The organism is Streptomyces sp. NPDC002911, assembly GCF_053591835.1.
Map to the genome: position 1 here is coordinate 1 of NZ_JBSFUO010000002.1, position 11314 is coordinate 11314.

General features: G+C 68.9%; 9 protein-coding genes and 3 tRNA genes. 8 read left to right on the forward strand and 4 right to left on the reverse strand.

The window, feature by feature from the left end; all coding sequences use genetic code 11:
- Positions 1–488: 488 nt before the first annotated feature.
- Positions 489–860 carry a hypothetical protein gene (locus ACWD04_RS02960; protein ID WP_451127461.1) on the forward strand — a complete coding sequence of 124 codons (372 nt, stop codon included), beginning with the start codon at positions 489–491 and terminating at the stop codon, positions 858–860.
- 253 nt (positions 861–1113) lie between these two features.
- On the opposite strand, the gene ACWD04_RS02965 is transcribed toward ACWD04_RS02960, so the two are convergent.
- Positions 1114–1341, reverse strand: coding sequence for a hypothetical protein (locus ACWD04_RS02965; protein WP_451127463.1), 228 nt, complete (start codon positions 1339–1341; stop codon positions 1114–1116).
- Positions 1342–1882: 541 nt separating this feature from the next.
- Here ACWD04_RS02965 and ACWD04_RS02970 point away from each other — a divergent pair.
- The 5 genes from ACWD04_RS02970 to ACWD04_RS02990 all read left to right on the forward strand — a co-directional run bounded on the left by ACWD04_RS02970 (position 1883) and on the right by ACWD04_RS02990 (position 8081).
- Complete coding sequence (locus tag ACWD04_RS02970; RefSeq protein WP_451128376.1) at positions 1883–2893, forward strand: hypothetical protein; 1011 nt, start codon at positions 1883–1885, stop codon at positions 2891–2893.
- Positions 2894–2936: 43 nt separating this feature from the next.
- Positions 2937–3941, forward strand: a complete 1005-nt coding sequence (locus ACWD04_RS02975; RefSeq protein ID WP_451127465.1) for a TauD/TfdA family dioxygenase — start codon at positions 2937–2939, stop codon at positions 3939–3941.
- A gap of 702 nt (positions 3942–4643) precedes the next feature.
- The gene (locus ACWD04_RS02980) at positions 4644–5729 is read left to right on the forward strand and encodes an ATP-grasp domain-containing protein (RefSeq protein WP_451127467.1); all 1086 of its coding nucleotides are present in this window, start codon (positions 4644–4646) and stop codon (positions 5727–5729) included.
- The gene (locus ACWD04_RS02985; protein ID WP_451127469.1) at positions 5726–6550 is read left to right on the forward strand and encodes a methyltransferase domain-containing protein; all 825 of its coding nucleotides are present in this window, start codon (positions 5726–5728) and stop codon (positions 6548–6550) included. The genes ACWD04_RS02980 and ACWD04_RS02985 overlap by 4 nt, the downstream gene beginning before the upstream one ends.
- Positions 6534–8081, forward strand: a complete 1548-nt coding sequence (locus ACWD04_RS02990; RefSeq protein WP_451127471.1) for an FAD/NAD(P)-binding protein — start codon at positions 6534–6536, stop codon at positions 8079–8081. Before ACWD04_RS02985 ends, ACWD04_RS02990 begins: the two co-directional genes overlap by 17 nt.
- Before the next feature lie 720 nt (positions 8082–8801).
- Here the strand turns inward: ACWD04_RS02990 and ACWD04_RS02995 are convergent.
- The 3 genes from ACWD04_RS02995 to ACWD04_RS03005 all read right to left on the reverse strand — a co-directional run bounded on the left by ACWD04_RS02995 (position 8802) and on the right by ACWD04_RS03005 (position 9239).
- Positions 8802–8878, reverse strand: a tRNA-Ile gene (locus ACWD04_RS02995).
- Positions 8879–9088: 210 nt separating this feature from the next.
- Positions 9089–9161: transfer RNA gene (locus tag ACWD04_RS03000), tRNA-Asn, on the reverse strand.
- Positions 9162–9166: 5 nt separating this feature from the next.
- A tRNA-Asn gene (locus ACWD04_RS03005) sits at positions 9167–9239 on the reverse strand.
- 192 nt (positions 9240–9431) lie between these two features.
- Here ACWD04_RS03005 and ACWD04_RS03010 point away from each other — a divergent pair.
- Complete coding sequence (locus ACWD04_RS03010; protein ID WP_451127473.1) at positions 9432–9734, forward strand: YtxH domain-containing protein; 303 nt, start codon at positions 9432–9434, stop codon at positions 9732–9734.
- A 68-nt stretch (positions 9735–9802) separates the two neighbouring features.
- Positions 9803–11248, forward strand: a complete 1446-nt coding sequence (locus ACWD04_RS03015) for an FGGY family carbohydrate kinase (RefSeq protein ID WP_451127475.1) — start codon at positions 9803–9805, stop codon at positions 11246–11248.
- The last annotated feature ends 66 nt before the right edge of the window (positions 11249–11314 follow it).

Consider the following 11314-nt stretch of genomic DNA (forward strand, 5'->3'; position numbering starts at 1 on the left):
TCAGAAAACGGGACCAGCCCCGCACTCTCAGTAACGTCCACTACACGCTGAGAGTCACCAAACACCCCGCCTGACCTGCAAGAACGTACTAAATCACCGGCATTGCTGGTCAGGAACACTATTCGCTTATTCGGTCATGGCATGGACGAGCGCGCTGACGAAAGCGCGAGGCTAATGGCTGTTCCGTTGGCCCCCAAGGCCGAACTCCCCCCTATCGGCCGGTTCCTTCTGGACGGCCCTCTCGATCTCACCGTCAACGGCTGTGGAGCGGGCGACGGCGGCCATGAGGTACCACTCCAGTGTGACTGATTCGAACATAAAATAGCTCATAGGTTATGAGTCATACATTCGTCCTGAATATCGTAAAGCGTTCCGCATCGGCGTGTACGGGCCGCATATTGGGGGCGCGCTGATCACAGGCGCAATATTCGACCGCCCGGCCGCAGGGCCCTTCCCGGGGCCTGCGGCCGGACAGACAAGGAGTGCCGGTGGCCACCCAGTCCCACTTCCAGACCGGTGAAATCCCTCACGGCTTCGTGATCAACGAGTCGGGCGGGCTCATCCACTACAAGCACGCCATCGTCCTGGCCGTCCCGAACCCCAACCAGGGCAACGGCACGGTCTGGGGGGACGGCTACCTGAGCTTCGGCTCCGACTGGGCCGACGTGCGCCTGCGGGTGGCCCTCCACAACGGCACGACATGGTCCGTGGTCAAGAACTGGGACATCATCGCGGGCGACGCCCGGCTCGCGGAGAAACTTCCCGCGGGCACCCAGAAGGTCAGCATCGGGCGGGTCAAGAAGAACGCCGGCGACATGGTCGACAACGCTCCGGTCGGCTGGCTGCTCGAATACCTGTAGCCGACTGGCGGACGGTCCCTGGCGCTCTGATCCGGCATACGCCGGATCAGAGCGCCTTCGCCGTTCGTCCAGTTTCACACCCGGACCCCATGGCCGACCACACCGCCATCGAGGAGCCCGCGCTCCGCCAGGTCCTCGCCCTCTGCCACCCACTGGACAGCAAGCCAGGGTGCCCCCTCACTCCCGGCTCAACTCAAGGCCCGTCGCGAGTACGAGAACCGGGTCAGCACTCAGGCCCTGCCCGTGATCGTTCTCACCGAGCCCCGGAGATGGTCACCTCCGACCACGGCGCCCCGACAAGAACCACCAGATCGTCCCGGCCCAGGACGAGATCGGCTGCAACATCCTGGCCGCCCGCACGCTGCGCGCCACGGACAAGTACGCGGTCGAGCGCCCCCTGGATCAACGTCCCCGGCAACGCCATCGACATCGCCGCCGGCGCGGACGGCACCGTCTGGCACATCAACAGCAGCGGTGCCATCTACCGCTATACCGGCGACCAGCCCAGCTGACCCCCGGCGCTGCCGCCCGGCCGCCGGTGCAGCGTCAGACCGACGTCACGCTTCCCGCCCGCCGCGCCCCAGCCTCTGACGAAGGAGGCCAGGTCGCGGCGCTGTTCCTCCTGTCGGGCGGCCTGTGCTCGAGGGCCGCCGAATGGTCCGACTGGTACCAGCCCCCCGCACGGTGCGAGGGGGCACATCCCGCCCGTCGAGTACGAAAGCAACCACTACCTGAGCATCACCAAACCCCTGGCTACAACCAGCATCTGAAGTTTCTACCGACCCGGAACGGTTCATGCGCCCTCGCCCGGCTGGCCGCGATAGGCCTCACTCCGGTGCACTGCCCAGGAATGGCGCAGAACAGCGTTTGGAGCCAAGTGCCCATGGCGAAGGATTGTGACTATGGGCTTATCGCCGGTTTCCGATCATCCCGCTGTCGCTGTTTTCCGCGAGCCCCGAGGCGGCCGCTCCGTCCCGGTGCTGGGCCCTCGGGTCGAGGCTGAGGCGCAGCGAACCGTGCGCATGCTGGCTGGGGTTGTGACCCATGCCAGCCCTGCCGAGCGGACCCTCACTCTGCAAGACGCCGCATCTGCTGCCAGGGAATTGACAGCGGCGTTGGCGGATCAGGCGCCGGCTGTGGTCGGCGAGGGGCTGCGGGCCGAGTCGGCCAGCCAGTCCTTCTTCCGGGTCCGTGAGTGCGAGCTGTCTGATCAGCAGGCTGCCCTGCACGGCCTCCTGGTCATCCAGCGCGGCCTGGACGACCTGTGTGAGGCTCCGTTGTCGGGCGCCGACCTGGCCTTGGAGGTGGCCGGCATGCGTCAGTCGGTGCTCGACCTCATCGGTGCAGCACCGGGCACCGACCGTGACACGGTCGGGTCGGTGGCGGTGCCCGAGCCTGGGGCGGGGGCGGGGGCGGGGGCTTCGTTGGAGGACGTGTGGACTGCTCGGTGGCTCATCGGTCACCAGGTCCATGTCCTGTTCAACGTCTGCGCCGCGGTCGCCGTGGCCGATGCTGTTGGCCACCTGCGTCATGGTGACAGCGATGCTGCACTGGTGCGGCTGGCGGATGCGACGGCGTATGTGCGGGGCTTCCCGGCGGCCATGACGCATGCCAGTACGATCCCGGCCGATTACTACATGGCGGCGATACGCCAGACCATGGCGCCTCCGTCGGTGGACGTCCCGTTGAGCGGGCGCCAGCACCGTGGGTACAAGCTGTTCCGGGCGGCGATGAAAGACCTCCTGGCCGTCGTTCCCGAAACCTACGAGCACTTGGCGGCCCGCGCCCCGGAGCTGGCCAAGGCGCGGGGCGCTCTCCTGGAAGCCGACATCATCGACGGTGAACGCCACGTCACCCTCGCGTACTCGATGGTGCATCTGCATCGCTCCATCGCCCAAAAACCCGAAGGCCCTGACAACGCCGTCGCCGAACTGCGCCTCATGCGCCACCGCCGGGCTGCCCAGTACGCCCCTCTGATCCGCTTCGGGGACCACTACATCGCCGATGCCGTGGCCGGCCTGCGCCACTCGTGAAGCCGTGCGACCTTCGCCCCCACCACACCGGCAGGAGACCCTGATGCCCGAAACGACGCCCGACACCACCCGGAGCGCCTTCGTCGGCCGGGAACTGGGTCCGGCCGACGGCGCCGCGTGTGAGCGGGTGGCCCGCGCCCTGTGCACCGGCAGGGACGACCAGGTCGACAGCCCCGAATGGGTGGCACGGGCCCGGGATGCCTGGGAAGACCTTCCGCTCCTGCTGCGCCGCGAGATCCGCCGGTTTCGTAGGCATTCCGGCCCGCACGGCTCGTTGGTGATCGGCGGACTGCCAGTCGACCGGGCGGCCCTGCCCCGGACGCCGGCCGTCCCCGGCTCGGTCCAGCGCCAGGCCACCATCCCGGCCGCGGTGCTCACTATGGTGGCCTGCGGGCTCGGGGAGCCGCTCGCCTACCTGGCGGAGAAATCCGGCGCCCTCGTGCAGGACGTCGTGCCCGTACCCGGGCAGGAGACCTTCCACGGCAACGCAGGATCAGTACGGCTGTCCTTCCACACCGAGAACGGCTTCCACCCCCACCCGCCCGACTACGTCGTCTTCCTGTGCCTGCGCGCCGACCACGACCGACGCGCCGGCATGCGCGTCGCCGGCCTCCGCCAAGCACTGCCCCACCTCGCCCCGGAGAGCCGCCAGGCCCTGTTCGCGCCGGAGTTCATCACCACACCACCCCCCTCCTTCGCCTCCAAGGCCGACGTGAGCCAGCCGGACATCGAGCCCCGGCCGGTGCTGTCCGGCGCGGTCGAGGATCCCGACATACGCATGGCCCAGCTCGTCACCACCCCGCTCACCCCCCGGGCCACCACCGCCCTTGCCGAATTCGGCCGCGCCTGCGAGGCGAGTGCCCGCACCCTGCGCCTGACACCCGGCGACCTCGTCATCATCGACAACCGCGTCACCGTCCACGGCCGCACCGCCTTCCACCCCCGATACGACGGAGCGGACCGCTGGCTCCAACGCACCTACGTCACCACCGACCTGCGCCGCTCCCGCGACCACCGCCCCCACGACGGCCACATACTGACCCGCTGACCAACCCGCGAGAAGAGCTGGATCCGCTGCCGCGGTCTCAGGGCCTCCTTCTTCCCCTCCCACGGCTCGCACGGAACATCCAGCAGGCCTGGCGGGCAGGTGCGAGATCGTCACCCCCGGCTGGCTGCCTTGCAGCGCACTTGTCACTAGCCGTCCGGCTGCCTCCCGGTTGGGGCCTGTGCCGCCAGGACCAGGCTCGGAAGTCAAGGCAGCATTTTCAGCTTCTCCATGGCCTGTTGGAAGCTTTGCCGAATTTCCTGCTTCACCCGCGCCTAGCCTGTGGCCATCTGATGTCGATCGGTCACGGAGCGTTATAGTCGGGGAAGGTCGGGGTGGCTGCACTGAACTGGTGAGAGCGGATGGGGCGGGATCTGGCGTCGGGCGTGTGGTGGGTGCCCGGTGCGCTTCGCGATTTCCACCGGGGGGCTGAGGTCCCGTATCCGCGCTGCCGACCGACTCCTCACGGCGTATCCGCGCACCCCGTCTGGGCAAGTGCAAGACGGAGCTTCCATTGCCCTTGTGAGCTGGAGGACCATCATGATCGCTTTGGTCGACCCTCTTTCCAGTGGCGTGTTCCTCTCCTCCGCCCTCAGGGAATGCGGCCAGGACCGTCTCCATGTGTACGAGGAACGCTTCTCGGGTGCGGCCAGGAGTGACGCGAGTGCGCCTGTGCTGATCGTCAGCGGCGATACGGCGGAGACGGTGGCCGCGCTGCGCCGAAGGAGGGTCCGGCACGTGGTTCCCGGCAGCGAGTTCGGGGTCGCGTTGGCCCATGAGCTTGCAGCGGCCCTGGGCCTGGCGCGTAATGAGGACGAGACGGCGGCCGCCCGACGGGACAAGGCGCTGATGGGGGAAGTCCTGCGGAATGCTGGTGTGCCCTGTGCGGGGCAGGCTTCGGTGGCAACGGTGGAGGAGCTGACCAGGGCGGTGCGGCGTCTTGGGCTTCCGGTCGTCGTGAAGCCCGGCCAGAGCTCCGGCAGTGACGGCTGCAGGGTCTGTTGGTCGGAAGCGGCGGCGGTCAATCACTTTGTGGACATTCACCGGCAGATGAACCTTGTGGGCCTGCCGAACGACGAGATTTACGTGCAGGAGTACCTCCACGGTGAGCAGTACGTCGTGACGACGGTGAGCCTGGAGGGCCGGCATGTGGTGTGCGAAGTGGCGCGAACGGTCATCGAGGAGCTCGACGGCCTTCCGGTGCGCCGGTACAACGTCAGCTGCCCGAGCCTTGGAGCAGCCGAGCAAGAAGTGGTGTCCTACACCCTGGACTGCCTGAACGCTCTGGGGGTGCGTCACGGCGCGGCCAACGCGGATGTACGCCTCACCGGTGAAGGCCCGCGCCTCATCGAGGTCAATGCGCGCATCCTGGGGCCGGTGCTCCACCCCGATCCGTACTTCGCCGCGTTCGGCGACAGCCAGCAGCACGTACTGGCGGAGAGCCTCGACGACCCCGCGGCGTTCGCCGCCCGCGTCCGTGAGCCCTATGCCCCGCCGCAGGTGATGGGCAAGGCATTCGTGCGCTGCTGGGATTCCGGTGTCCTCACCGCGGTGCCCGGCCTTGCGTCGGTGCGCCGACTCCCGGGCTTCCACAGCGTGCGGGGACTGCCGCACGTCGGACAACCAGTCCGCAAGAACACCCTGACCAAAGGCAGGACGGGGATCGTCTACTTCGTCCACCCCCTGGAGGCCGTGGTCCAGGAGTCCTTGAAGGAACTCAACAGGCTTGAGGACCAAGGGGCCCTCTTCCGTGTCGCTGCTGCACCAGCCACGGGAAGCGGCCGCCCATGAGTGACGTGTTCTCCTCACTGGCCACGAGCGGCCGCGAGACCACGCAGCAGATCGCGTCGGTGCTGCACTCCCGCAAGCAGGACCCGGAGCAGCACCGGATGCTGCAGCGTTTCCTCCAGGCCCTCGATGTCACCGGCGGACCGCTGCTGGAGATCGGCTGTGGTTCCGGTGAACTCCTCGCTGACCTCTGCGACCGGGCGCTCACCGCCGCAGTCGTCGGCATCGACCACAGCCTCGACCTGTTGAAGACAGCCCGCCAGGCCCAGCCGGCATCGGGGAACCTCAGACTCCTGGCGGCCGACGCACATCGGCTGCCGTTCGACGGCGAGACGTTCCAGACGGTCCTCATGTACACGTTGCTCAGCCACACGCCGGACATACCGTCGGTGCTCCGCGAGGCTCACCGGGTGTGCCGCCAGGGAGGGCAGGTCGCCGTACTGGACGGCGACTACGCATCGGCGGACTTCTCGCTGGGCGAGAACGATCCGCTGAACGCCTGCGTGGCCGCCTGGCGCGCGCACTACGTCCTCAACACTCACGCACTGCGGTCCCTGCCGCGGCTGCTGCAGGCGGAAGGATTCCACCTCACGCAGTCCGGTGCCCACACCTACACCGCCGCGCACTCGGCCTACGGGTACACCATCATCGACCGCGGCGTGGACACCATGCTCAACAGCGGGACGATCGGCAAGGACCTCGCCCGCTCGCTGAAGGACGAGGCACGTCGCAGAGCACACGAGGAGGGCTTCGTGGGCAGCATCACCTACCGCTTCGCGCTGGCCCGCAAGCACCCATCGGCCCGCAATGCGCTACGGGCGTAGGGCTGTGATGCGTATCTGCCTGGTGGGCGGGGGCACGGCTGCGGCCTGTCTCGTCATGGCCCTCGCCCGCGCACTCGGCTCACGCGACGTCGACCTCGTGATCGTGGAGCCCTCGGACCGGCTCTGGCGGGGCAGTGCCTACCGGATGGACCGTGACGACATCGTGGTGAACGCCCCGGCCGGCATGATGACGCTGGTCCCCGACGATCCCGGGCACGCGCAGCGGTGGCTGGCCCGCGAGGACGGCAGTGGTGCTCCCCGCGCGTGGACGCAGGAGGTCTTCCCACCGCGGCACGCTTACGGGCGCTATCTCGAGGAGAGCCTCTCCCAGACCCTGGACGGTCTGACGGCCGCCGGCTGGCGCGTGTCATGGGTACGCCGGCGGGCGGTGAGTGCCGTGTCCGACGGTGACAAGGCGGTGGTGGGGCTGGACGACGGGGGCAGCATCCGGTGCGACTACGCGGTGCTGTGCGTCGGAAACCCCTCCGGCTACGACCCCTATGATCTCGCCGGCCACCCGTCCTGCATTTCCCGCCCCTATCCCGTAGGTGCAGCTCTGGGCAGCGTTCACCCCTCGGCGTCCGTGGCCGTCATCGGCTGCGGGCTCACCGCCGTCGACGCCGTTCTGGGATTGCGGGCCCAAGGACACCAGGGGCGCATCACGCTGCTTTCCCGGGACGGCATACTGGCCGCCGTGCGCCGTCCGCTTCAGACCGGGCGGCCCTTGGTGCTGACCCCTCAGGCTGTCCGAAAGCGGCTTGAGCGCTCGTCCCCGCCCCTGAGCTGGTCGATGGTGGCCGCTCTGGCACGGGAAGAAGCATTTCTCGCCGGGGCCACCGCGGGTCAGATCACCGCTGAGTTGTCCATGGCGGACTGGGGTGTGGGACGGCTGCGCCGGCAACTCGCCGACCGGGAACACGTACAAGACATCGACTGGCTCCAGGTCACCACTTGGGCCCTGATCACCACCGTGCACGACTGGTGGCCCGCTCTGTCCCCCGGCGACCGAAGGGAGTTCTTCCACCGCTACCACCGGCTGTGGGCCAGCTTCACTTCTCCCATGCCCGCCTCGACCGGCGGCACGCTCCTGGAGATGGCCGACAGCGGCCAGCTGCACATCCTGCGTGGACTGGAGGACGTCACGCCCGCGAGCCAAGGATTCACCGTCACGGCACACCACCGCACGATGGAAGCCGACGTCGTGGTCTGTGCTGCGACGGCAGCACCGGCGGCCCGTCCGGCCGCGCCCGCAGGCGCGCATGAGCTCATGGACTCACTGACCGGCAACGGGTGCGCACAGCGCCACCCCGACGGTGGACTGCGAGTGGAGCCGGAAACGGGACGGCTCCTCGACCGGGTCGGCAGACCCCAGCAATCACTCCTCGCCCTGGGCTACCTCACGAGCGGCACCCACTACTACATCTCCGGCATACCGATGCTCGTATGGCGCAGCGAAGCCATCGCCACGGCCCTCGCCGCCACCTCGCCAGCCAGCGCGACACCGGCATCACCCAACCTGCTCGCCCCCTGACCACACCGACCGGACACAGCCCGAGCCAGCCACCGCAACTGTCCGACACACCGCGGCAATCCCGGCCGGGTGCACGGTCCAGTCCTGAGCCTTCAGGTCGAGCGTCCTTGGCGCCCGCTCAGGTAGGACGCGGCGCGGCAGGGCCGCTACCGCCGCCATCGGGGCCGGATCTCTCAAAGGGCAGCCCTGAACGGCACCAGGGGAGATCCCGCAGGCAACCCCGCCGTGCGGTGAGCAACCCGGCTCCCCAGCGGTTCCCGCCACCGCGCCGGCTGGCCGCGGTGGCGGGAATCCGCACGCTACGAACCTGAGCCGGGAACTCCCCGACTCGCGACCGGTCGCGCGTTCCCTCCGAGACCAGATATCTCGACCACATCTTCGAGTGGGTCCGCCCTCGACCTCGATCCCTTCGACGGCCGGTCGCTGATGGCCGTCACCACCACGACAACTTGCGCACGAGGTGGATCGCACGCGCAGGGGGCAACTTCGCGTCGGGTGCGGTGAGGTCGGCAGAGCGCGGCGCCTCCGTCGGCAGCCGTGGGACCGCGCCACGACGCTCCCTCAGGCAACCGCCCGTAAAAGGCCAGGTCAGACGCATCTGAAGTGCACTGACACGCTGCGACAGCGGGTCTGTACCGCACGGCGCGCGGTTAGTACCGCACGGAAAACCGCCGCGGAATTCACGTTTCCGCAGGTCAGAACGTTTCCGCAGGGCAAGACTGGTGGGGCGGGTGGGACTCGAACCCACGGCCGACGGATTATGAGTCCGCTGCTCTAACCGGCTGAGCTACCGCCCCGTCTCGGCGTGGCGCGTACAAGTGTGCGCGCCGTCTGCCGCAGCATAGCCGGTCATACGATCTCCTGCTTCGGATGGTCGGCTTCGCATGACCATGAAGACCGCGCTGCGTGCTGCCCGGTTCCAGGCCGGGCGGAATCACCCCGAAAGAGTCGCGCCGCCCCTGTACGGGCACACGAAAAAGGACCCCGAAGGGCCCTCTTCCGTATCGCTCCCCCGACTGGACTCGAACCAGTAACCCTCCGGTTAACAGCCGAATGCTCTGCCAATTGAGCTACAGGGGATCGCGCTCCCCCGACTGGACTCGAACCAGTAACCTGCCGGTTAACAGCCGGCTGCTCTGCCAATTGAGCTACAGGGGATTGTTCCGTTGCCTCGAATCGTACCTGCCTGGCTACTGCCGAGCGGCGCGCGTTCGCTGCGACACATACATTAGCGCAAGCAGGGGGGTGCTTCGCCAATCGGTATCTCCCGGGGTGATCTCGGGCGTGTGCGGGTAGGCGGGCAGCGCAGGTTCAGCACACGTCGCACGGAGCGAAGGAAGGGTGGAAGCCATGCGGTACCGGCTCACGTTCATCGCCGGAGTGGCCCTCGGTTACGTGCTCGGCACGCGAGCCGGGCGCGAGCGTTACGAGCAGCTGAAGAAGGCCGCGCAGACGCTGGCCGAGAATCCCGCTGTACGGAACGCGGCGGAGTCCGCGGCGCACGGCAGCCGGGACTTCGCCGGCAAGGCGTACCACTCGGTGAGCGAGAAAGTCGGGGACAAGGTCCCCATGTCCGTTTCCGACCGGGTGCGCTCGCTGCGGGAGCGTAGCGGCCACAACGGCAGTGACGACTGGGGTACGACGAACACCTGAGGCCCGTTCCCGTACCGGGCTCACCGCCCGGTACGGGAACGGTCCGTGGGTGCGGCAGAATCTAGGCCATGGGCATAGTGGCCGGCTTGGACAGTTCATCCGCCTTCACGCACATCGTCGTCTGCGACACGGACACCGGTGCGGTGCTGCGGCAGGGGTACGCCGCGCATCCCATCGAGGCCAAGGCCTCCGAGGCGGATCCGCAGGCGTGGCTGCTCTCACTCGGTGAGGCGGCCTCCGGAGGGCTGCTCGAAGGCGTGCAGGCCATCGGCGTGTCCGCGCAGCAGCACGGGCTGGTGCCGCTGGACCACCAGGGCAACCTCGTACGGCCGGCGCTGCTCGGCAACGACCGGCGGGCGCAGGCCGCCGCGGCCGATCTGGTCGACGGGCTCGGAGGGCGGCAAGCCTGGGCCGAGGCCGTCGGCGCCGTTCCGCAGGCCGCGCAGCCCGTGGCGAAGCTGCGCTGGCTGGTGCGGAGCGAGCCGGAGAACGCGCAGCGGGTCGCCGCCGTCCTGCAGCCGCACGACTGGCTGGTGTGGCAGCTCCTCGGTCGGCCCGCCCGACGGACGACGGACCGCGGTGCCGCGTCCGGCACCGGTTACTGGTCGGCGGGCTCCGAGTCCTACCGGCCCGATCTCGTGGAGCTCGCGCTCGGCCATCAGGCCACGTTGCCCGAGGTTCTCGGCCCGGCCGATTCCGCCGGGATGACGCCGGAGGGGCTGCTGATCTCGGCGGGCACCGGCGAGACGATGGCTGCGGCCTTCGGGCTGGGTGTCGCCGTCGGGGACGCCGTCGTGTCGCTGGGGGCCTCGGGCTCGGTGATGGCCGTGCACCACGAGGCGCTGGCCGACCCGTCGGGGATGATCACCTCCTTCGCCGACGCGACGGGGATGCATCTGCCGGTGGTCCACACCTCGAATGCCGTACGCGCGCTGCGTGGCACGGCCGAGATGCTGGGGCTGGAAGGTCTGGACGAACTGTCCGCGCTGGCGCTGAAGTCGACACCCGGGGCCTCGGGGCTCGTCCTGCTTCCTTATCTGGAGGGCGAGCGCACCCCCCGGCTGCCGCACACCGCAGGCACCCTCAGCGGACTGCGGCGTGAGTCGATGAAGCCCGAGCATCTGGCGCGGGCCGCCTTCGAGGGGATGCTGTGTTCGCTGGCCGACGCGCTGGACGTGCTGCGGGACCGTGGCGTGGAGGTGCGGCGGGTCTTCCTGCTGGGCGCGGCCGCAGAGCTGCCCGCCGTACAGGCGCTGGCGCCCGCGGTGTTCGGCACCCAGGTCGTCGTGCCGCAGCCCGCCGAGTACGCGGCGCTGGGTGCGGCCCGGCAGGCGGCGTGGGCCCTCGGGGTCTCGCAGGGGACGCTCGTTGCGCGTACTCCCCCGGCCTGGCAGGGTGCGGAGGCGCAGGTGCTGGAGCCCGGTGAGGAGCTCGCGGTGGGCCGCGCGGTGCGCCAGCAGTACGGAGCGACCCGGGACCAGATCCACCCCGGGGCGTTCGGCGGAACCGACTGAGAAGCGCGCTCCGGGAGTTTTGACCGAGGCTTGAGGAAAAGCGTTGGCAGGAGCGGTTCGGAGTAC